General features: G+C 73.7%; 15 protein-coding genes. 12 read left to right on the forward strand and 3 right to left on the reverse strand.

Annotation, left to right across the window (positions count from 1 at the left end):
- Nucleotides 1-177 precede the first annotated feature (177 nt).
- The 8 genes from LG396_RS24395 to LG396_RS24430 all read left to right on the forward strand — a co-directional run bounded on the left by LG396_RS24395 (nucleotide 178) and on the right by LG396_RS24430 (nucleotide 10,047).
- Complete coding sequence (locus LG396_RS24395; protein ID WP_263979563.1) at nucleotides 178-1,899, forward strand: ABC transporter ATP-binding protein; 1,722 nt, start codon at nucleotides 178-180, stop codon at nucleotides 1,897-1,899.
- A 29-nt stretch (nucleotides 1,900-1,928) separates the two neighbouring features.
- Nucleotides 1,929-3,158, forward strand: a complete 1,230-nt coding sequence (locus LG396_RS24400) for a DUF4032 domain-containing protein (RefSeq protein ID WP_225796400.1) — start codon at nucleotides 1,929-1,931, stop codon at nucleotides 3,156-3,158.
- Between the two features lie 83 nt (nucleotides 3,159-3,241).
- A complete protein-coding gene (locus LG396_RS24405) occupies nucleotides 3,242-4,492 on the forward strand; it encodes a histidine kinase (protein WP_037754388.1) in 1,251 nt (416 codons plus the stop codon).
- 47 nt (nucleotides 4,493-4,539) lie between these two features.
- Nucleotides 4,540-5,322: a LytR/AlgR family response regulator transcription factor gene (locus tag LG396_RS24410; protein WP_225796401.1), complete on the forward strand. Its 783-nt coding sequence runs from the start codon at nucleotides 4,540-4,542 to the stop codon at nucleotides 5,320-5,322.
- A gap of 1 nt (nucleotide 5,323) precedes the next feature.
- A complete protein-coding gene (locus LG396_RS24415) occupies nucleotides 5,324-5,974 on the forward strand; it encodes a TMEM43 family protein (RefSeq protein WP_225796402.1) in 651 nt (216 codons plus the stop codon).
- 25 nt (nucleotides 5,975-5,999) lie between these two features.
- Entirely contained in the window at nucleotides 6,000-7,793 is a 1,794-nt protein-coding gene (locus tag LG396_RS24420) for a sodium/solute symporter (RefSeq protein WP_225796403.1), read from the forward strand.
- Between the two features lie 239 nt (nucleotides 7,794-8,032).
- Complete coding sequence (locus LG396_RS24425) at nucleotides 8,033-8,407, forward strand: DUF485 domain-containing protein (protein WP_051642892.1); 375 nt, start codon at nucleotides 8,033-8,035, stop codon at nucleotides 8,405-8,407.
- Nucleotides 8,404-10,047: a monocarboxylic acid transporter gene (locus LG396_RS24430; RefSeq protein ID WP_018838223.1), complete on the forward strand. Its 1,644-nt coding sequence runs from the start codon at nucleotides 8,404-8,406 to the stop codon at nucleotides 10,045-10,047. The genes LG396_RS24425 and LG396_RS24430 overlap by 4 nt, the downstream gene beginning before the upstream one ends.
- A gap of 316 nt (nucleotides 10,048-10,363) precedes the next feature.
- Here the strand turns inward: LG396_RS24430 and LG396_RS24435 are convergent, their stop codons facing one another.
- Nucleotides 10,364-11,275, reverse strand: coding sequence for a LysR family transcriptional regulator (locus LG396_RS24435; protein ID WP_145898939.1), 912 nt, complete (start codon nucleotides 11,273-11,275; stop codon nucleotides 10,364-10,366).
- A gap of 398 nt (nucleotides 11,276-11,673) precedes the next feature.
- On the opposite strand from LG396_RS24435, the gene LG396_RS24445 reads away from it, so the two are divergent.
- Both LG396_RS24445 and LG396_RS24450 read left to right on the forward strand, forming a co-directional pair.
- A complete protein-coding gene (locus tag LG396_RS24445) occupies nucleotides 11,674-12,552 on the forward strand; it encodes a class I SAM-dependent methyltransferase (RefSeq protein WP_225796404.1) in 879 nt (292 codons plus the stop codon).
- A gap of 86 nt (nucleotides 12,553-12,638) precedes the next feature.
- Nucleotides 12,639-14,159: a sulfatase family protein gene (locus LG396_RS24450; protein WP_037754399.1), complete on the forward strand. Its 1,521-nt coding sequence runs from the start codon at nucleotides 12,639-12,641 to the stop codon at nucleotides 14,157-14,159.
- 33 nt (nucleotides 14,160-14,192) lie between these two features.
- On the opposite strand, the gene LG396_RS24455 is transcribed toward LG396_RS24450, so the two are convergent.
- Both LG396_RS24455 and LG396_RS24460 read right to left on the reverse strand, forming a co-directional pair.
- Nucleotides 14,193-16,508 carry an ATP-binding cassette domain-containing protein gene (locus LG396_RS24455; RefSeq protein ID WP_263979554.1) on the reverse strand — a complete coding sequence of 772 codons (2,316 nt, stop codon included), beginning with the start codon at nucleotides 16,506-16,508 and terminating at the stop codon, nucleotides 14,193-14,195.
- A 24-nt stretch (nucleotides 16,509-16,532) separates the two neighbouring features.
- A complete protein-coding gene (locus LG396_RS24460) occupies nucleotides 16,533-16,958 on the reverse strand; it encodes an anti-sigma factor antagonist (protein WP_225796405.1) in 426 nt (141 codons plus the stop codon).
- 324 nt (nucleotides 16,959-17,282) lie between these two features.
- Between LG396_RS24460 and LG396_RS24465 the strand changes: the two genes are divergently transcribed.
- Nucleotides 17,283-19,367, forward strand: coding sequence for a family 20 glycosylhydrolase (locus LG396_RS24465; RefSeq protein WP_225796406.1), 2,085 nt, complete (start codon nucleotides 17,283-17,285; stop codon nucleotides 19,365-19,367).
- Nucleotides 19,368-19,670: 303 nt separating this feature from the next.
- Nucleotides 19,671-21,689 carry an elongation factor G gene (locus LG396_RS24470; protein WP_225796407.1) on the forward strand — a complete coding sequence of 673 codons (2,019 nt, stop codon included), beginning with the start codon at nucleotides 19,671-19,673 and terminating at the stop codon, nucleotides 21,687-21,689.
- Nucleotides 21,690-21,704 lie beyond the last annotated feature (15 nt).

Consider the following 21,704-nt stretch of genomic DNA (forward strand, 5'->3'; position numbering starts at 1 on the left):
CAACGGCCGGGCCCGGGCCCGGCGTCGGGCGCACGGACCGGGGCCGGCCGGGGGGTCGCGCGGCCTGTGGACAACTTCCGGCCCTGTCGTCCCGCCGCCGTAGGATCTCGGTGAGATCGCCGGAGGTGGGGAGTGGCCGTGGACGAGACCCCCGAAGCAGGCACGCCGCCGTGGCGGATGCTGCTCGCCTACGCGCGCCCGCACCGCTGGGCGCTGCTCGCCGGCGCGCTGCTGTCGCTGGCGACGGGGGCCACCGGGCTGGCGCTGCCGCTGGTGGCGCGGTCGCTGATCGACGACCTGTCCGAGGACCGGTCCATCGCGGGGGCGCTGGTGCTGATGTCGGTGCTGGTCGTCGCCAACGCCGGGGTCGGGGCGCTGGGTTCGTACGTGCTGCGGCGCACCGCCGAGTCGGTGGTGCTGACGGCGCGGCGCCGGGTCAGCTCGTACCTGCTGCGGCTGCGCATCTCGGCCCTGGACCGCACGGAGCCCGGGGACCTGATGGCCCGGGTGACGTCGGACTCCACGCTGCTGCGCGAGGTCACCACCGACACCCTCGTCGGCCTCGGCACCGGCGGTCTGACCGCCGTGGCGACGCTGGTGCTGATGGGCGTCGTCGACCCGGTGCTGCTCGGGGTGACCGCCGGGGTGATCGTCGCGGCCGGCACGGTCATCGGCTTCATCGTGCCGCGCATCAACCGGGCGGCGAAGCGGGCGGCCGAGTCCGTGGGCCTGATGGGGGCCGCGCTGGAGCGGGTGCTCGGCGCGCTGCGCACGGTCAAGGCGTCCGGCGCGGAGCACCGTGAGGAGCAGGCGGTGCACGCCGCGGCGCAGGAGTCGTGGCGGCAGAGCGTGCGGGCCGCCAAGTGGTCGGCGCTGGCCGGGAACACGGCGGGGCTGTCCATGCAGGTCGCGTTCATCACCGTGCTGGCGGTGGGCGGCGCGCGGGTGGCGACCGGGTCGATCGACGTGGGCACGCTGGTCGCCTTCCTGCTCTACGTCTTCTATCTGATGTCGCCGATCCAGCAGGTGGTGGCCGCGGTCGCGCAGTACCAGACGGGGGCCGCCGCGCTGGAGCGCATCCGCGAGGCCCAGCAGCTGCCCGCCGAGCCCGTCGCGGCGCCCGCGCCGCTGCCGGAGCCGGGAGCGGAGCCGGCGGCGCTGGCGTTCGAGGACGTCCGCTTCCGGTATGCGGACGACCTGCCGTACGTGCACCACGGCGTCAGCTTCGGGATACCGCCGCGCGGCATGACGGCGTTCGTCGGTCCGTCGGGGGCGGGCAAGACGACCGTCTTCTCCCTGATCGAGCGGTTCTACGAGCCGACCGACGGGCGCATACTCCTCGACGGCCGCGACGTCACCGACTGGGAGATACCCGCCCTGCAGGCCGCCATCGGGTACGTGGAGCAGGACGCCCCGGTGCTCTCGGGCTCGCTCGGCGACAACCTGCTGCTCGGCAACGCGGCGGCCGGTGAGGACGACGTGCGGGCGGTGCTGCGGACCACCCGGCTCGACGGCCTGGTGGCGCGGCTGCCGCAGGGTCTGGACACCCTCGTGGGCCACCGCGGCACCAAGCTGTCGGGCGGCGAGCGGCAGCGCGTCGCCATCGCCCGGGCGCTGCTGCGCCGGCCCCGGCTGCTGCTGCTCGACGAGGCCACGTCGCAACTGGACGCGGTCAACGAGGCGGCCCTGCGCGACACCGTCGCGGAGGTGTCGCGCCGCACCACCGTGCTCGTCGTCGCCCACCGGCTGTCGACGGTCACGAGCGCCGACCGGATCGTGGTGATGGACGCGGGCCGGGTGCGGGCGGTGGGCACGCACGCCGAGCTGGTGGCCGGCGACCGGCTCTACGCGGAGCTGGCGACCACCCAGTTCCTCGCCGCCGCGGCCGGCACCGCATGATGGAAGGCGAACGACCGAGGAGGACCGCCGTGCGCCCGGAGCTGCAGATCAGCGCCACCAACCCGGAGCATCCCGCCGCGCTGCTCGACCTGCCCTGGGAGCTGCCGCTCGACACCTGGCCGGAGAGCTGCCTGGTCGACCTGCCGCGTGGCATCTCCCGGCACGTGGTGCGCTTCGCCGAGGCCGGCGAGGAGGTCGTGGCGATCAAGGAGGTGCCGGAGCGCGCCGCCCGCCGGGAGTACGAGCTGCTGCGCGACCTCGACCGGCTCGGCATCCCCGCCGTGGACGCGCTCGCGGTCGTCACCGGCCGCACCGGCGCGGACGGCGAGCCGCTGGAGCCGGCGCTCGTCACCCGGCACCTGGTGGGCTCGCGCCCGTACCGGGCGATGTTCGAGACCACGCTGCGCCCGAGCACCGTGAACCGGCTGATGGACGCGCTGGCCGTGCTGCTCGTCCGGCTGCATCTGTCGGGCTTCGCCTGGGGGGACTGCTCGCTGTCCAACACCCTCTTCCGGCGCGACGCCGGCGCGTACGCCGCCTACCTGGTGGACGCCGAGACCGGGCAGATCCAGCCGCGGCTGAGCCACGGCCAGCGGGAGTACGACATCGAGCTGGCCCGTATGAACATCTCGGGCGAGCTGATGGACCTGGAGGCCTCCGGGGCGCTGCACCCGTCGATCGACCCGATCCCTTTCGGCGCGGCCATCGCCGAGCGGTACGGCGACCTGTGGCACGAGCTGACCCGGCAGTCGGTCTACCCGGCCGACAAGCGGCACTACATCGAGCGCCGCATACGCCGTCTGCACGACCTCGGCTTCGACGTCGCCGAGATGCAGATCACGCACTCGCCGGGCGGCGACACCGTCTCGTTCGTGCCGAAGGTCGTCGACGCCGGCCACCACCAGCGCCAGCTGCTGCGGCTGACCGGCATGGACACCGAGGAGAACCAGGCCCGCCGGCTGCTGAACGACCTGGAGAGCTGGATGGCGACCCAGGACGACTACGCGCCCGGGGACCCGCTCGGTGCCCGGCCGGAGGTGCTGGCGCACCGCTGGGTGCGGGAGGTGTTCCGGCCGACCGTGGGCGCGGTGCCGCTGGATCTGCGGCGCCAGCTCGACCCGGCGCAGGTCTACCACGAGGTGCTGGAGCACCGCTGGCTGCTGGCCGAGCAGGCGCAGCAGGACGTGGGGCTCGACGCCGCGGTCGCCGACTACGTCGACAAGGTGCTGCCGGGCTCCGTGGCGGGCACCGCGGGCTGACGCCGCTGCCCGCCGGGAGCGCGGGTCGACGACGCCCGCTCCCGCCGCCGGCCCCGGCGCGGTAGCGTCCGTCCATGCCCGGGATGTCGGCCGCCACCGCCGCGCTGCTGCTCGGCGCCGTCGTGGTGCTCTGCGCCGCCGCGGCGCTCATCGGCGTCTACGTCGCACGGAACCGGCAGTACGGCACGCCGCAGGAGCGCGCCGCGTACGAGACGCTGCACACGGCGTCCCTCGCCGCGCCGCCGCTGCGCGCCGGCCTCACCGCCGACAGCGCCAGCCGCGCCGCCCCCCACCTGCGCGACCTGCTCGGCGCCCCCGCGCTCGCGCTCGCCGACGGCACGGGCGAGCTGCTGGCCTGGGACGGCCCCGAGGGCAAGCCGGGCCACGACCACTCCGAAGCCGTCCCGGGCGCCGCGGCGCAGGTGACGGAGAGCGGCCGTACGCAGGTCATCGGCCCCCGCGAGGTGGCCTGCGCCTGGCCGGACTGCCCGCTGCGGCACGCCGTGGCGGTGCCGCTGGCGGTCGCGGGCCGCGTCGACGGCGTGCTCGCCGTCTTCACCTCCCAGACGTCCGCGGGCCTGGTGCGCGCCGTCTCCGAGGTGGCCCGCTGGGTCTCCGCGCAGCTGGAGCTGGCCGAGCTGGACAGCTCCCGGGCGGCCGCCAGCGAGGCGGAGCTGCGCGCGCTGCGGGCGCAGATCTCGCCGCACTTCATCTACAACTCGCTGTCCACCGTCGCCTCCTTCGTGCGCACCGACCCGGAGCGCGCCCGCGAGCTGATCGTGGAATTCGCCGAGTTCACCCGCTACTCCTTCCGCCGCCACGGCGACTTCACGTCCCTCTCCGAGGAGCTGCGCTGCATCGACCGCTACCTGCTGCTGGAGCGCGCCCGCTTCGGCGGCCGGCTGGAGGTCTCGCTGCGGGTGGCGCCGGAGGTGCTGAGCGTCGTGGTGCCGTTCCTGTGCCTGCAGCCGCTGGTGGAGAACGCCGTGCGGCACGGGCTGGAGAAGAAGCCGGGTCCCGGCCGGCTCACGATCACCGCGGCGGACGGCGGCAGCGAGGCGCTGATCAGCGTCGAGGACGACGGCGCCGGTATGGCGGCGGAGACCCTGGCCCGCACCCTCGCCGGGGATCTGGCGGAGCTGGCCGAGCTGGCGGGGGACGCGCCGCGGGCGCCGGGCATAGGGCTGCGCAACGTCGACGAGCGGCTGCGGCAGGTCTACGGGGACGCCTACGGGCTCGTCATCGAGACCGCTCCGGGGGCCGGGACGAAGGTGCACGTCCGGGTGCCGAAGTTCCATCCGGACGCGGTGCAGAGCGGGCCGGCCGGGATGTGAGCGATAGACGGGTTTCGCTGCCGCCGCGCCCCGCATAGGGTTCCCGCATGCTGCACACTCTCGCCGTCGACGACGAGGAGCCCGCCCTGGCGGAGCTGGCATATCTGCTGCGCCGCGACCCGCGGGTGGCCGAGGTGCAGACGGCCGGCGACGGGCAGCAGGCGCTGCTGGCCCTCGACCGGGCGCTGGCCTCGGGCCGCTCGGTGGACGCGGTGTTCCTGGACATCGGCATGCCGGGCCTGGACGGGCTGGCGCTGGCCCGGCTGATATCCCGGTTCGCCCAGCCTCCGCGCGTCGTGTTCGTCACCGCGCACGAGGACCACGCGGTGGAGGCGTTCGCGCTGCACGCCGCCGACTACGTGCTCAAGCCCGTGGCGCCCGAGCGGCTCGCCGAGGCGGTGCGCCGCTGCGCCGAGTCGGCCGCGGAGCCGGTGCCCGAGGAGCAGCCGGAGCAGGGCGGTGCGGCGCCGGAGCGGGCTGCGGCGCCGGACGAGGTCATCAGCGTCGAACTCGCCGGTGTCACGCGGTTCGTGCAGCGCAGCGAGGTGCTCTACGCCGAGGCCCAGGGCGACTACGCGCGGCTGCACACCGGCGGCGGCAGCCACCTGGTGCGCATCCCCCTCGCGACGCTGGAGGAGCGGTGGGGGGCGGCCGGGTTCGTACGCATCCACCGCAGCCACCTCGTCGCCCTGCACCACGTGCACGAGCTGCGCATGGAGGCGGGCCGTACGTACGTCGTGCTCGGCGGGCACGTGCTGGCGGTCAGCCGGCGGCACACCCGCCAGGTCCGCGAGATGCTGGTCCGACATCCGCCGACGGCGGCGGTGTGACGTGGCGGGCGATCGGGGGATCTCCGCGCCGCGGAGCGGCACGCGGAAGGGCGGCGCGGCAAGCGGCCGCGCAGCGAGGGCGGGCAGCCGCAAGAACGGCGCCCGCAAAGGCGGCACGCCCGGGGACGGCGCCCAGGAAGACGGCCGGAACGACAGCCGGGAAAGCGCCCGGAACGGCGGCCGGGACGGCTCGCAGCGCACCGCGCAGTCCGGTTCCCGCGTGCCGCACGGCCGCGCCCCGCAGACCACCGCCCCGCCCGAGCCCCCGGAGCCGCCGCCCCGCGTGACCGTCGCGCACCCCCGGACCCTCGCTGCCCGCAGCTCCCAGCCCCTGCCCGGCAGCCGCGCCCTCGTCGCCGACGACCTGGGCCGGCAGACCCCGCTGGGCGACGTCTACCTCCGCTCCCTGATGCGCACCCAACTCCGGCTGGCCGCCCTCGTCGTCGGCGCCCTGGGCGCGGTCCTCGGCGTCCTGCCGGTGCTGCTGGCGACGGTGCCGAGCGTGCGCGACTCCACGCTGGCCGGCGTGCCCGTGCCCTGGCTGGTGATCGGCGTCGCGGTGCACCCCGTGATACTCGCGCTGGCGTGGGTGTACCAGCGCCAGGCGCGCAAGAACGAGGCCGAGTTCGCCGACCTCGTCGAGCGGTCGTGACCGCGGTCGTGACAGGGCACAGTACGTGAACACCGTCCAACCCGCCGTCGCCGTGGCCGTTGTCTGCGTCGCCACGGCCCTGTTCGGGGTGTACGGGCTGCGCCCCGGCCGCGCGACCTCCGACTTCTACGTCGCCTCCCGCGCGGTGACGCCGCTGCAGAACGCCTCCGCCATCGGCGGCGAGTACCTGTCGGCCGCGTCCTTCCTCGGCATCGCCGGCCTCGTGCTCGCGTACGGCGCCGACATGCTCTGGTACGGCGTCGGCTACACCGCCGGCTATCTGGTCCTCCTCGCCTTCGTGGCCGCGCCGATGCGCCGCTCCGGCGCGTACACCGTTCCCGACTTCGCCGAGGCCCGGCTGCAGTCGAGGCGCGTGCGGCAGCTCGCCTCGGTGCTCGTCGTCCTCATCGGCTGGCTGTACCTGCTGCCGCAGCTCCAGGGCGCGGGGCTGACGCTGCGCACCGTCACCGGTGCGCCGCTGTGGGTCGGCCCGGTGGCGGTCGCGGCGGTGGTGATGACGACCGTCGCCTCCGGCGGCATGCGCAGCGTCACGGCGGTGCAGGCGTTCCAGTACTGGCTGAAGCTGACGGCGCTCGCGGTGCCGGTGATCTTCCTGCTGCTGGCCTGGCGCGCGGACGGCGCGCCGTGGCCGGACGCCGACGCGCCGCCGAGGTTCCGCGACACGACGACGGTGACCGTGCACCAGGCGGTCGACGTGCGCGTCGAGGATCCGGTACGGGTCACGGTGCACGGCCGGCTCGACGGCGAGCGGCTGGACGGCGAGCGGGTGCGCATCGGCCCCGGCGTGCACGCGATCGGCGCGGAGACCCGGGTGCGGTTCCCCGCCGGCGCCGACGTGCCGCACCCGGTGGACGAGGAGCCGGTCGACGGCCTCAACTGGACGCGCCCGCTGTCCGGTACGGAGCACCCCGGCTACGGCACGTACTCACTGCTCATCGCCACCCTGCTGGGCACCATGGGGCTGCCGCACGTCATCGTGCGCTTCTACACCAACCCCGACGGCCCGGCCGCCCGCCGCACCACGTGGACCGTGCTGTGGCTGCTGGCCGCCTTCTACCTGCTGCCGCCGCTCTACGGTGCCCTCGGCCGCCTCTACACCCCCGAACTCCTCATGACCGGCCGCACGGACGCCACGCTCCTGCTCCTGCCCGACCGGCTGCTCGGCGGCGGCCCGGGCGCGGCGGTGCTGGGCACGCTGCTCACCGCGGGCGCGTTCGCGGCGTTCCTGTCCACCGCCTCGGGCCTGACGATGTCCGTGGCGGGCGTGCTGGGGCAGGAGTTGGAGCGCAGACGGGCCCGGCGGGTGACGGCACCGCCGGGCAAGGCGGCCGACGCCCGCGCCGAGGTGCGGGCGACCGTGCTGCGGCTGCGGCTCGCCGGGGTGGCGGCCGCGGCGGTGCCGTGCGTGGCGTCGCTGGTGGTCGTCGAGCGGCCCGTGGCGGACGTGGTGGGGCTGGCGTTCGCGGTGGCGGCGTCGTCGTTCTGCCCGCTGCTGCTGCTCGGCATCTGGTGGCGCGGCCTGACGCCGCAGGGTGCCGCCGCCGGGCTGCTGACCGGCGGCGGGGCGGCGCTGGCGACGGTGGCGGCGACGATGTTCGGCGTGCAGCTCGGCGGTTGGCCGGGGGCGCTGCTGGCACGGCCGGCGGCGTGGACGGTGCCCTTGGCGTTCGCGGTGATGGTGGGCGTCTCGTGGGCGACGAGGCGCAGCGTGCCCAGCGGTACGGCGCACGCGCTGCTGCGGCTGCACGCGCCAGAGTCGCTGAACCTGCCGCGCCGCCCGGGGCGTTCGGCCGGCTGACCCTCCCGTACGGCAGGCGGCAGGGCAACCCGTACGGCACCGCGGCCGGCCACGTGCACCATCCGGACCGAGGGCCTCCGGCGGGCCGGCCGACCGCTCGTCGTGCCGTCGCTACCGCTCGGCGCATCCGCGCCGCCGTTCACGGCACCACCGGCGCGCGGCGGCTCGCGCGGCGGCCCACGCGCTTCTACGGTGGCCGCGCCCGGCCCGTCCGGACACCCCCGTCCCCGAAGGCGCCCATGGAGGCCGCGATGAGCAGCACACCCCCGACCGGCAGACCGCCGGACGTGTACGAGGAAGTACAGCAGAGCGAGGAGTTCGGGGAGCTGCGACGCGCGCACCGTTCGTTCGCGTTTCCGCTGACTGTCGGATTCATCACCTGGTACCTGCTGTACGTGCTGCTGTCGAGCTACGCGGACGGCTTCATGGGCACCGAGGTCGTCGGCAACATCAACATGGCGTTCGTGCTGGGCATCCTGCAGTTCGTCACCACGTTCGCCATCGCCTGGTGGTACGCGCGGCACGCCGCCGCGAAGCTCGATCCCAGGTCCGAGCAGCTCAAGGCCGCGGTCGAGAGCCGGGTGGCCGGCAACGGCACGGAGGTCGGGAAATGACGGGCGCCACCACGACGAACGCGCTGCAGATGTTCGCCCAGTCGGAACCGGGTGAGCACCGCACGCTGATCGTCACGCTTTTCTCCGTGTTCGTGGCGTTCACGCTCGCGGTGACGGTGTGGGCGGGACGCAAGACGAAGGACGCCACCGACTACTACGCAGGCGGCCGTTCCTTCACGGGCTTCCAGAACGGGCTGGCGATCTCCGGGGACTACATGTCCGCGGCCTCCTTCCTCGGCATCGCCGGGGCCATCGCGCTGGCGGGCTACGACGGGTTCCTGTACTCCATCGGCTTCCTGGTCGCCTGGCTGGTCGCGCTGCTGCTGGTCGCCGAACCGCTGCGCAACTCGGGCCGGTTCACCATGGGCGACGTGCTCGCGTACCGGATGCGCCAGCGTCCCGTGCGCACCGCGGCCGGGGTGTCGACCATCGTGGTGTCGATCTTCTACCTGCTGGCGCAGATGGTCGGCGCGGGCGCGCTGGTCGCGCTGCTGCTGGGGATCACCGGTGAGGCCGGCAAGAACCTCATCGTGGTCCTCGTCGGCCTGGTGATGATCCTCTACGTCACCATCGGCGGCATGAAGGGCACCACGTGGGTGCAGATCATCAAGGCCGTGCTGCTGATCCTGGGCACCCTGCTGATCACGATCCTCGTGCTGGCGAAGTTCGACTTCAACATCTCCCAGCTGCTGGGCGCCGCCGCGGACAACTCCGGCAAGGGCTCGGCGTTCCTGGAGCCGGGGCTGAAGTACGGGGTGACCAGCACGTCGACGATCGACTTCATCTCGCTGGGCATCGCGCTGGTGCTGGGCACCGCGGGTCTGCCGCACATCCTGATCCGCTTCTACACGGTGCCGACCGCGCAGACCGCGCGTAAGTCGGTGCTCTGGGCGATCGGCATCATCGGCGGCTTCTACCTGATGACCATCGCGCTGGGCTTCGGCGCCGCCGCGCTGATCAAACAAGAGACGATCATCGAGTCCAATCCGGCGGGCAATACCGCGGCACCACTACTCGCGGAGGAGATCGGCGGCGGAGCAGGATCCACCGGTGGCGCGATCCTGCTGGCGATGATCTCGGCAGTCGCGTTCGCCACGATCCTCGCGGTCGTCGCCGGACTCACCCTGGCGTCCTCGTCGTCGTTCGCGCACGACCTGTACGCCAACGTCATCCGCAAGGGCAAGGCCACCGAGAAGGAGGAGATTGCGGCGGCGCGGATCGCCGCGGTCGCGATCGGCGCGGTCGCCATCGTGCTGGGTGTCTTCGCGGGCAGCCTCAACGTCGCGGGGCTGGTGGCGCTGGCCTTCGCGGTGGCGGCGTCGGCGAACCTGCCGACGATCCTCTACAGCCTGTTCTGGAAGCGGTTCACCACCCAGGGCGCGCTGTGGTCGATCTACGGCGGCCTGTTCACCTCGGTGTTCCTGGTGCTGTTCTCCCCGGTGGTCTCCGGCAAGGAGACCAGCATGTGGCCGGGCGTGGACTTCCAGTGGTTCCCGCTGGAGAACCCGGGCCTGATCTCCATCCCGGCCGGCTTCCTCCTCGGCTGGCTGGGCTCGATGCTGTCGAAGGACGAGGACGCCACCGGCAAGAAGTACGCCGAGCTGGAGGTCCGCTCCCTCACCGGCGCCGGCGCCCACTAGGCGCCGCCGCCAGGCCGGCGCGGGCCGTCGTACCGACGGCCCGCCCGGTCCCGCCGGTTCGCCGCCGGCATCCGAGCGGCGACCGGCCGGCGGTGCCCGAGCGCCTGCCGTCCGGTCGTCACCCACCCCCCTCCCCGGGGGCGGGGCACCCTCCTCCGCCCCGCCCCCACCCCCCCCTCCCGCGGGCCCGCGGGGTCCGTGAAACCCGCGGGCCCGCGGGCATCTCCGACCGGGGCCCGTCGTCGGGGTCCTGCCGGATCAGGGAGCGTCGCGAGCCCGGCGAAGCCCCGAACGACGGGGCGCCGGACGCCAGGCCCTAGCCGACCGTCTCCTTCGCCCGTACGTCCAGCGCGTCGAGCGCGGCACGCACCGCGGGGCTGCCCGTCGCGCCGCGCCGGGTGACCGTGAGGAACGTGCGGGACGGGATCGGCGACCCGGTTATCCGCACCCGGCGGATCGAGGGCACGCCGGAGAGCTGCGCGAGCCGGGGGACGAGCGCGACGCCGAGGCCGTTCGAGACCATCACCGCCGTCACGGTCCAGTCGCACGCCTCGTGGGTCACGTTGGGCCCGAACCCCGCCGCGCTGCAGGCCGCGAGCACGTGCTGCCGCGACCAGACGCCCGGCGGACCTATGATCCACCGCTCCTCCGCGGCCTCGGCGAGTTCGATGCCGGTGCGCTCGGCCAGCGGGTGGCCGTCGGGTACGACCAGGTCGAAGGGGTCCTCGATGAGCGTGTGCTGTTCGAAGCGCCGGTCGCCGCGGGCGGGGGCCTCGGCGGACGCCTCCACGACGGCGAGGTCCGTCTCGCAGTCGAACAGCAGGTCGTAGCAGTCCGCCGGCTCCGCCTCCCGCAGCCGTACGTCCAGCCTGGGGTGCGCGGTGCGCAGCGTGCCGGCCACCGGTGCCAGCAGCCGGCACATCGCGCTCGGGAACCCGGACATGCGCAGCTCCCCCACCGGCTCCTCGTCGAGCGCGTGCAGGTCGGCCGCCGCCAGCTCCCACTGCGCCTCGATGATGTCGGCGTGCGCGAGCAGTCCGCGCGCCGCGGACGTGAGCCGCACCCGGCGCCCCTGCGGCTCCAGCAGCCGGACGTCCAGCTCCCGGGCCAGCTGCCGGATCTGCTGGGAGGCGGCGGAGGGGGTCAGGTGGAGCGACTCGGCCGCGGCGGTCACGGTGCCGTAGTACGCGACCGCGCGGAGCACCCGCAGCCGGCGCAGGTCAATCATGTAGGTACTCCTTCACGGTGCTGTCCATAAATCCAACCTAGACCTGCACGAAGGAAACTTCCATGCTGGACGAGGAAGGCAGGGCGGACCCGGGCCGACGGGCCGCCGCCGGACGAGAACCGCCGGAGCGTACGGCGGGGAGAGGACATCCACGTTGTTCGAGGGTCACTGCCCCCACTGCGGTTGGGCGGACAGCACGCCGTTCCACACGGTCTCGCGTCACCGCACGGGTGACGGGATGACGATCTGGACCCGGTGCCAGTGCGGCTCGCTGCAGATGCGCACTGTCGGCGCGGCCGGCGGCCGCATCGTCACGCGCGGGCGCCCGGCCCCGGACGCGGTCGGGCCGTACCCGGAAACGGCTCTGCGGCAGCCGGCGGCGCGGGTAGAAAGGTGCCATGACCGCTGACGACCGACCGGCGCCCACCGTCGCCGAGATGCTCCGTGCCAACGAGGCCAACTGGGACGCCCGCGCCCCGGTACACGTGCGCAGCGACTTCTACGGCCTCGACGGCTCCCGGGCGCCGGGCGACTGGTTCGCGCCGTTCGAATGGGAGGACCTCGGCGACCTGCACGGCCGGGACGTGCTCCACCTGATGTGCCATCTGGGCACCGAGACGCTCGCCTTCGCCGAGCGGGGCGCGGCCCGCACCGTCGGCCTCGACTTCTCCGCCGCGTCCCTCGCCGGGGCGCGGCGGATCGCGGCGGAGGCGGGCCGGGAGGTGGAGTTCGTACGGGCCGACGTGCACCGGGCGCCCGAAGCGCTGGACGGGAGGCGCTTCGACGTCGTCTACACCGGCAAGGGCGCGCTGTGCTACCTGCCGGATCTCGCGGCGTGGGCCGAGGTGGTACGGACCCTGCTGCGGCCCGGCGGCGTGCTGTACCTGGTCGAGTTCCACCCCCTGCTCGACTCGCTGGGCCCCGCGGGCAGCCCCGACGGGGTGCCGGAGCTGCTGCTGCGCCACGACTACCTCGCCGGCCGCGGCCCCGTACGCAAGGACTCCCCGCACACGTACACCGACGGCCCGCCCCTCGCCGGCGCCACCACCGGGTACGAGTGGCGCCACGGCCTCGGCGACGTGGTCACGGCGCTGGCCGGCGCCGGTCTCGCCGTCGACCTGCTGCGCGAGACGGACCTGCTGCCGTGGCCGCGGTTCGCGGCGATGGAGCGGGACCCGGCGAGCGGCTGGTGGCGGCTCCCGGCGACCCGGCCCGCGGTTCCGCTGATCTTCGCGCTCCGCGCCGCAGCCGCGCCCGGCCCCGTGCGGGGGTCTTGAACTCCGGGCCCGTTCCGGGCGACCCTCCCCGGACGACCGAGCCCCCGACCGGGGGACCCGCCCGCCCCCGTCAGGAAGCGCACCGTATGACGCAGCCCGCCCGCCGCCCCAACATCCTGCTCGTCACCAGCGACCAGCAGCACTGGAACACCCTCGGCCGCGGCAACCCCGAGATCCGCACCCCGCATCTCGACCGGCTCGCCGCCCAGGGCACCGCCTTCGAGCGCGCGTACTGCCCCAACCCGACGTGCACCCCGACCCGCGCCTCGATGATCACCGGCAAGTACCCCAGCCAGCACGGCGCGTGGACGCTCGGCACCAAGCTGCCCGAGGACCAGCCGACCCTCGGGCAGCATCTGGGCGCAGCGGGCTACGCCACGTCGCTGGTCGGCAAGGCGCACTTCCAGCCGCTGGCGAGCACGCCGGAGCACCCCTCGATCGAGTCGTACCCGCTGCTGCAGGACCTGGAGTTCTGGCGGGACTTCCACGGCCCGTACTACGGCTTCGACCACGTGGAGCTGGCCCGCAACCACACCGCGGAGGCGCACGCCGGGCAGCACTACGCGCTCTGGCTGGAGCAGCAGGGGTGCGCGGACTGGCGGCGGTACTTCCGGCCGCCGACCGGCACCCTGGACCCCGGCGTGCGGCACACCTGGCCGATCCCCGAGGAGCTGCACTACAACGCCTGGATAGCCGAGCGCACCGGCGCGCTGCTGGAGGGGTACGCCGAGCGGGGCGAGCCGTTCTTCTGCTGGGCCAGCTTCTTCGACCCGCACCCGCCGTACCTGGTGCCCGAGCCCTGGGACCGGATGTACGACCCGGACGCGCTGACCGTGCCGGAGGCCGCCGCGGGCGAACACGACGGCAACCCCCCGCACTTCGGCCTCACCCAGCAGGACCGGCCGGACTTCTCGCCGTGGCGGGAGTCCGGGCAGTACGTCCACGGGTTCCACTCCCACCGGCTGCCGGCCGCCGAGCGGCGGCAGCTGGTGGCGACGTACTACGGGATGGTCTCCATGCTCGACGCGTACGTCGGCCGGATCCTGGACCGGCTGGACGCCCTGGGGCTGGCCGACGACACGATCGTCGTGTTCACCACCGACCACGGCCACTTCTTCGGCCAGCACGGGCTCCAGGCCAAGGGCGCGTTCCACTACGAGGACCTGCTGCGGGTGCCGTTCCTCGCCCGCCTGCCCGGCCGGGTGCCCGCGGGGCGCGCCTCCTCCGCGCTGCTCTCGACCGTCGACCTGGCGCCGACGTTCCTGGAGCTGGCCGGGCTGCCGGTGCCGCGGGAGATGACCGGCGTCAGCCAGGCGGAGGTCCTCACCGGCGCCGCGCCGAGCGCGCGGGACCACGTCATCTGCGAGTTCCGGCACGAGCCGACGGCGGTCAGCCTGCGCACGTACGTCGACGACCGCTACAAGCTGACGGTCTATCAGGGGCGGACGTACGGCGAGCTGTTCGACCTGCGCGCCGACCCGGGCGAGACGCGCAACCTGTGGGACGACCCGGGGAGCGCCGGGCTCAGGTCCGAGCTGCTGCTCAGGTACATCTGGGCGGAGCTCGGCAAGGAGCCGATGTGGATGCCGCGGGTGGCGGCGGCGTAGGGCACGGGCCCCGGCGCTCCCCGGGACGGGCGGTCAGTCCCGGTCGACGTATTCGCGCAGGTGCTGTGCCGTGAGCGTGTCCGCCTCCGCGACCAGGGCGGCCGGGGTGCCGGTGAACACCACCCGGCCGCCGTCGTGGCCGCCGCCGGGGCCGAGGTCGATCAGCCAGTCGGCGTGCGCCATGACCGCCTGGTGGTGCTCGATGACCACCACCGAGTTGCCGTCGTCGACGAGCCGGTCGAGCAGTGCGAGGAGTTTGTCGACGTCGGCCATGTGCAGCCCGGTGGTCGGCTCGTCGAGGATGTACGTGGCCGCCTTCTCGGCCATGTGGATGGCCAGCTTCAGCCGCTGCCGCTCGCCGCCTGAGAGGGTGTTGAGCGGCTGGCCGAGGCGCAGGTAGCCCAGGCCGACATCGGCGAGCCGGCCGAGGATGGCGTGCGCCTGGCCGCCGGTGAAGAAGCCGTGCGCCTCGGCGACGGACATCCCCAGCACCTCGCTGATGTTCTTGCCGCGCAGCGTGTACGTGAGCACCTCGGGCGTGTAGCGCTTGCCCTCGCACTCCTCGCACACGGACGCGACGCCGGCCATCATCGCCAGGTCGGTGTAGATCAGCCCGATGCCCTTGCACTTGGGACAGGCGCCCGCGGAGTTGGCGGAGAACAGCGCGGCCTTGACGCCGTTGGCCTTGGCGAAGGCGGTGCGCATCGGGCCGAGCAGCCCGGTGTACGTCGCGGGGTTGGACCGCCGCGAGCCGCGGATCGGCGACTGGTCGGCGACCACGACGCCCTCCCGGCCGGCGAGGTAGCCGTGCACGAGGGAGGACTTGCCGGAGCCGGCGACCCCGGTGACCACCGTGAGCACCCCGAGCGGCACCTCGACGCTCACGTCGCGGAGGTTGTGCAGGCCGGCGCCCTCGACGGCGATGTGCCCGCGCGGCTGCCGCGGCCGCTCGCGCAGCCGTACCCGGTGCTCCAGATACCGGCCCGTCAGCGTGCCGGAGGCGCGCAGCCCCGGGACGTCGCCGCTGAAGGTGACGTGCCCGCCGTCGCTGCCGGCGCCCGGGCCGAGGTCCACGACGTGGTCGGCGATCGCGACGACCTCCGGCTTGTGCTCGACGACGAGCACGGTGTTGCCCTTGTCGCGCAGCCGCAGCAGGAGGTCGTTCATCCGCCGGATGTCGTGCGGGTGCAGCCCGATGGTGGGCTCGTCGAAGATGTACGTGACGTCGGTGAGGCTGGAGCCGAGGTGGCGGACCATCTTCACGCGCTGCGCCTCGCCGCCGGAGAGGGTGGCCGAGGGGCGGTCCAGGCTGAGGTAGCCGAGGCCGATCTCGACCAGGGAGTCCAGCACCCCGCGCAGGTTGTCCAGCAGCGGGCCGACCGAGTCGTCCGCGATCGCCCGGACGAACTTGGCCAGGTCGGTGATCTGCAGGGCGGCGCACTCGGCGATGTTCCGGCCGTCGATCTTCGAGGAGAGCGCGGCGGCGGAGAGCCGGGTGCCGCCGCAGTCCGGGCAGTCGGCGAAGACGACGGCCCGGTCCACGAACGTGCGGATGGGGCCCTGCAGCGCCTCGCGCTCCTTCACCAGCCACATCCGCGTGATCTTGGGGACGATCCCCTCGTACGTGATGTTGTGGTTGCCGACCCTGACCTTCACCGTCTCCTTGCGGAGGAGGTCGTGCCACTCCTGGTCGGTGAAGTCCGCGAGCTTCTTGTCCGGGTCGTAGAAGCCGGAGGAGGCCAGCACCTCCCAGTACCAGTTGCCGACGGCGAAGTTCGGGATGGTCACCGCGCCCTCGTTGAGCGAGAGCCGGCGGTCGACGAGCTGGTCGACGTCGATCTCCGAGACCTCCCCCAGGCCCTCGCAGCGCGGGCACATGCCCTCGGGGAGGTTGAAGCTGAACGCGCCGGAGGTGCCCACGTGCGGCTCGCCGAGCCGGCTGAACAGGATGCGCAGCATCGCGTACGCGTCGGTGGCCGTGCCCACCGTGGAGCGGGAGTTGGCGCCCATCCGCTCCTGGTCGATGACGATGGCGGCGGAGAGGTTGTGCAGCCCGTCGGCGTCGGGCCGGGGCAGGTTCGGCATGAAGGACTGGACGAAGGCGCTGTACGTCTCGTTGATCAGCCGCTGCGACTCCGCGGCGATGGTGCCGAAGACGAGCGAGGACTTGCCGGACCCGGAGACGCCGGTGAAGACCGAGAGCCGCCGCTTGGGTATGTCGAGCGAGATGCCGGCCAGGTTGTTCGCCCGGGCGCCGCGCACCTTGATCACGTCGTGGGTGTCGGCGGGGCTCGACGCACCGGCGGCGGGACCCGGGGGATGGTTCTCTGCTGCTTGCGCTGAACACATGAGCGAGATTCTAATCAAATTTGACTAGCGAAACGCTCCCGGGTTCTCCCCGGGCAGGGCATCGGCCAGCGTCGCCACCGGGCCGAGCGCGTCGAGGAGACCGCCGCACCGCATGACCCGGTGCGCGGCGACGCTCTCGGGGCAGACCAGCCGCAGTTCGCCGCCGCGGTCGGCGGTGCGCCTGCGGGCGCGTACCAGCAGCCGCAGCCCCGAGCAGTCGAGGAACTCCGTCCCGCACAGGTCGATGACCACGCGCGGCGCGGGCACGCCGGTGATCACGTCCAGGTACGGCTCGACATCGAGCTGGGCGGCGAGGTCGATCTCGCCGTGCAGCTCGAGCACCGTGAATCCGTGCAGCCGGTAGCTCCGCGCGAAGCGCGACTCCACCCGGTCGGCATGGTCGTCGCCGCCGGTACGCCACGAAGCTCCGGTCACGTCGTCTGTGTACACCACGTGCTCCCCCCACGGGGCCCGTTCTGCCCAGCCGGGGGCAGGCAGCCGAGGTCATAGTCACCGGGGTCCTGGGTGGATGGCCAACCGTAGTGCGGCATGTCGGGACAGGGGCAAGGTTGGCGCAAACGAGCCGGTCAAGATTCCCTCGACCGGGCGATTAATTCACAAACAGCTTGACCGATTCTCACACGATATGGCAATGGGCCGACCGGACATCAGGCGCGAGCGCGTAAGTCCACGCCGCGCGGCGCGTCCGTCCATGGCCGCGGCCGCCGACGGGCTGGTACGCCTGGGAAGTTGCCGTCGTCCGAGGGAGCCGCCATGCAGCAGGAGACCCCAGCGCCAACATCGCACAGACCGTCCGCACCCGGGACGCCGCACCCGGGGGCGTACGACCGCCGCCGCACCCGGCGCCCCCGCACCCGCGCCCTGTGGCTCGCCGCGGCCGCCGGGATGCTGCTCTCCCTCGCCCCCGGCGTGCCCGCGAGCCAGGCCGCCGAGCCCAACCCCGCGCCCGTCACCATCCCTTCGGTGCGCTCGTGGGAAGGCGGCCAGGGCACGTGGGAGCTGACCCGGCAGAGCCGGATCGTGCTGGACCGCGGCGACGCCGGGAAGCTGGCGCCCACCGCGGCGATACTTGCCCGCGAGCTGGACCTCCAGGAGGGGCTGCGCCCGCGGATCGACACCGGGCGCCCCGGCCCCGGCGACATCGGCCTGTCCCTCGGCGGCAGCGCCCCCTCCCCCGAGGGCTACGAACTGGTCCTCGCCGACTCCGCCCGGATCACCGCACCCGACCGCACCGGCGTGCTCTACGGCACCCGCACCCTGCTCCAGGCGCTGCGCACCGGCGACGGGGAGCACACCGTCCCCCGCGGCACCGCCCGCGACCACCCCACCCACGGCGAGCGCGGCGTGATGCTCGACGCGGGCCGCAGGTACTACTCCCTGGACTACCTCAGGCAGCAGATCCGCCAGCTCGCCTGGTACAAGCTCAACACCTTCCACCTGCACCTGACGGACTGGAACGGCTACCGCATCGAGAGCGACAAGTTCCCGGAGATCGTCGCGGAACAGCACTACACCAAGCGCCAGTTGCGCGACCTGGAGGACTACGCCGCGCGCTACGGGGTGACGCTCGTACCCGAGATCGACCTGCCCGGGCACGCGGTGTCCATCGGCGACGCCCGCCCCGACCTGGCGTTCGCGTGCGAGTCGATGTCCCGGCCGAGCAACGGCTGGGAGGGCTCGGACCGCGGCCACTGGACGCTGGACTACACCAAGCCGGAGACGCGGCGCTTCGCCCGCGAACTGGTCGCCGAGGTCGCCGACATCTTCGACAGCCCGTACCTGCACATCGGCACCGACGAGATCCCGCTGCGCCCGGCGCAGGAGGCGTGCCCCGAACTCGTCGCGTACCAGGAGAAACAGGGCTACCCGTACCCCGGCGACGTGCTGGTGGAGTTCATCGACGACCTGTCCGGTGCCGTGCGCGCCGAGGGCAAGACGGCGCAGGTCTGGCAGTGGTGGGACTTCCAGCAGCCCACGAGCATCGACCCGGACAAGCGCACCGGGGTCACCGAGTGGCTCTCGCCCCCCGGCGGCCGGGCCGCCCAGGGCTACCCGACCGTCGGCATGGAGGAGAGCAAGCTCTACATGAGCGCCGGCTTCGGCGCCACGCCCGGCGACTACGCCTTCTTCGACGTGCGCGACGTGTACCGCGACTACCCGTTCGAGTCCGCACCCAACATCCTCGGCTACCGGATGGCCCGGTGGTCCGACCGCACCTACGACTACTCCGTCGGCTGGGTCGACTACTTCGCCCGCCGGCCGCTCGCCGTCGTCGCCGACCGCACCTGGGCGAAGCCCGCCGGCTCCCCCGTCCAGCCGTTCCTCGACGCCTACGACCGCGTCGGCGACGCACTGCCGGTGCGGACGTCCGACCCGGCCGACCCCGAGTCCCAGATCGGCGCCAACTCCGGCATGTACGGGCAGGAGGGCTGGACGGCCGCGGCCACCAGCGAGGAGAGCGCCGGCGAGCCGGGCGGCGCCGCGCGTGCCGTCGACAACGACCCGTACACCCACTGGCACAGCGACTACGGCGCCGCGCTGCCGCAGCAGCTGTCCGTCGACACGGGCGACCGGCGGCCGCTGGCCGGGGTGCGCTACATGCCGCGGCAGGACGGCGGCATCAACGGCCGGGTCGAGGACTACGAGGTGCTGGTCTCCGACGACGGGAAGACGTGGCGGAAGGTCGCCGCGGGCAGCTTCCCCGAGGACCGCACGGAGTTCACGGTGCCCTTCCCGGAGGTGAAGGCGAGGCACATCGCGCTGAAGGTGCTCAGCGAGCACGGCCCGTCGGACACGTTCGCCTCGGTGGCGGAGCTGGACGCCGTACGCGCCCGGTGAACCGCCGCGGGCGGTCCGGCCCCCTGTCGGACCGCCCGCAGGAAGGGGGCCGCGGCGGGATCAGGCTGTCCGGCGACCCGCACGGCTCGGGAGGGAGGGCACCGCGGCGTACCGGTCCGGGCCGATCGAGCGGCCGGGCCGCCGCTGGGGGGCGTTAATTCGGTTGCCGCGCCCGGCCGGCCGCTGCTCCACTTGCCGGGCACGGCAGACCCATGTCCCAGGACCGAGAGGAAACGCGCATGCGCGCAGCGTTCATGTCCACCCAGCAGGCCATCGCCACCTACGCAAGGGACATGTCGCTTCGTGCACACGCTGAACCTGGGAATCCTGGCCCATGTCGACGCCGGTAAGACCAGCCTGACCGAGCGGCTGCTGCACGCCGCCGGAGTCGTCGAGGAGGTCGGGAGCGTCGACGACGGCAGCACCCGCACCGACTCGCTCGCGCTGGAGCGCCGGCGCGGCATCACCATCAAGTCCGCCGTCGTCTCCTTCGCGCTCGACGGCATCACCGTCAACCTCATCGACACGCCCGGCCACCCGGACTTCATCGCCGAGGTGGAGCGCGTGCTGCACGTGCTCGACGGCGCGGTGCTCGTGGTCTCCGCCGTGGAGGGCGTGCAGGCGCAGACGCGGGTGCTGATGCGCACGCTGCGGCGGCTGGGCATCCCCACGCTCGTCTTCGTCAACAAGACCGACCGGCGCGGCGCCCGCGACGACGCGCTGGTGCGCGACATCGCCGCGAAGCTCACGCCCGGCGCCGTCGCCATGGGCACCGTCGGCGGGCTCGGCACCCGCGCCGCCGGGTTCACCCCGTACGGGCCGGACGACCCGGGGTTCACCGCCCGGCTGGCCGACGTCCTCGCCGGCCACGACGACGCGCTGCTCGCGGACTACGTCGCCGACGAGGCGGCGGTGACGTACCGCCGGCTGCGCAAGAGCCTCGCCGAGCAGACCGCCGGCGCGCTGGTGCACCCGGTGTACTTCGGCTCCGCCGCCACCGGCGCGGGCGTCGCCGAACTGACCGCGGGTATCGAGGAACTGCTGCCCGCGCCCGCCGGGGACCCCGACGGGCCGGCCGCGGGCACGGTCTTCAAGGTGGAGCGCGGGCCCAACGGCGAGAAGGTCGCGTACGTGCGGATGCTCGCAGGTACGGTACGCACCCGCCAGGAGCTGGCGTACGGCGACGGCGACCGCGCGCCCGTGACGGAGAAGGTCACCGGCGTCAAGGTCTTCGAGCAGGGCGCCGCGGTCCCCGCGGCCGGGGCCGGCGCGGGCCGCATCGCCCTGGTCCGGGGCCTGGAGGGGGTGCGCATCGGCGACGCGGTAGGCGCAGCGGCCGGCTCAGTCGTGGGCCGGGCGGCGGACGCGCGGCGGCACCACTTCGCGCCGCCGACGCTGGAGACGGTGGTGGTACCGGACAGGACCGCCGACCGGGGCGCGCTGCACGCGGCGCTCTTCCAGCTCGCCGAGCAGGACCCGCTGATCGCGCTGCGCCAGGACGACGTCCGGCAGGAGTTGTACGTCTCGCTCTACGGCGAGGTGCAGAAGGAGGTCATCGGGGCCACGCTCGCCGACGAGTACGGGCTGCCGGTCTCCTTCCGCGAGTCGTCCGTCATCCACGTCGAGCGGCTGGCCGGCGCGGGCGCGGCGTACGAGAAGGGCGACACCGGCACCAACCCGTTCCTGGCCACGGTCGGGCTGCGCGTGACGCCGGCGCCGCCGGGCACGGGCGTCCGCTTCGACCTCGCGGTGGAGCTGGGCTCGATGCCGTACGCGTTCTTCAAGGCCGTCGACGACACGGTCCGCGCGACCCTGCACCAGGGCCTGTACGGCTGGGAGATCCCGGACGTGCGGGTGACCATGACCCACTCCGGCTACTGGCCCCGGCAGAGCCACGCCCACCAGGGCTTCAGCAAGGCCATGTCGAGCACCGGCGCCGACTTCCGCGGCATCACGCCGCTGGTGCTGGCGGACGCGCTGAAGCGGGCGGGCACGCGGGTGTGCGAGCCGGTGCAGCGGTTCCGGCTGGAGGCGCCCGAGGACGCGGTGCCCGCGCTGTGGCCGGTGTTCGCGGCGCTGGCGGCGGTGGTCGACGGGCAGGAGGTGCGCGGCGGGGTCGCGGTGCTGGAGGGCGAGGTGCCGGCGGCGCGGGTGCACGGGCTGGAGCGGCGGCTGCCGGGGCTGACCCGGGGCGAGGGCGTGCTGGAGACCTCCTTCGGCCGCTACCGGGCCGTGCGCGGACCGGCCCCGGTCCGGCCGCGCACCGACCACAACCCGCTGGACCGCAAGGAGTACCTGCTGCACGTCCAGCGGAGGGTGTGAGGACGTGTTCGACGT

Origin of the sequence: Streptomyces aculeolatus (assembly GCF_020400605.1) — a bacterium.
GTDB classification, from domain to species: domain Bacteria; phylum Actinomycetota; class Actinomycetes; order Streptomycetales; family Streptomycetaceae; genus Streptomyces; species Streptomyces aculeolatus.

Coding starts and splice junctions, on each gene's coding strand:
- LG396_RS24445 (WP_225796404.1), top strand. CDS start 11,674: ATGACCGCTGACGACCGACCGGCGCCCACCGTCGCCGAGATGCTCCGT.
- LG396_RS24430 (WP_018838223.1), top strand. CDS start 8,404: ATGACGGGCGCCACCACGACGAACGCGCTGCAGATGTTCGCCCAGTCG.
- LG396_RS24395 (WP_263979563.1), top strand. CDS start 178: ATGCTGCTCGCCTACGCGCGCCCGCACCGCTGGGCGCTGCTCGCCGGC.
- LG396_RS24410 (WP_225796401.1), top strand. CDS start 4,540: ATGCTGCACACTCTCGCCGTCGACGACGAGGAGCCCGCCCTGGCGGAG.
- LG396_RS24465 (WP_225796406.1), top strand. CDS start 17,283: ATGCAGCAGGAGACCCCAGCGCCAACATCGCACAGACCGTCCGCACCC.
- LG396_RS24405 (WP_037754388.1), top strand. CDS start 3,242: ATGTCGGCCGCCACCGCCGCGCTGCTGCTCGGCGCCGTCGTGGTGCTC.
- LG396_RS24455 (WP_263979554.1), bottom strand. CDS start 16,508: ATGTGTTCAGCGCAAGCAGCAGAGAACCATCCCCCGGGTCCCGCCGCC.
- LG396_RS24450 (WP_037754399.1), top strand. CDS start 12,639: ATGACGCAGCCCGCCCGCCGCCCCAACATCCTGCTCGTCACCAGCGAC.
- LG396_RS24425 (WP_051642892.1), top strand. CDS start 8,033: ATGGAGGCCGCGATGAGCAGCACACCCCCGACCGGCAGACCGCCGGAC.
- LG396_RS24435 (WP_145898939.1), bottom strand. CDS start 11,275: ATGATTGACCTGCGCCGGCTGCGGGTGCTCCGCGCGGTCGCGTACTAC.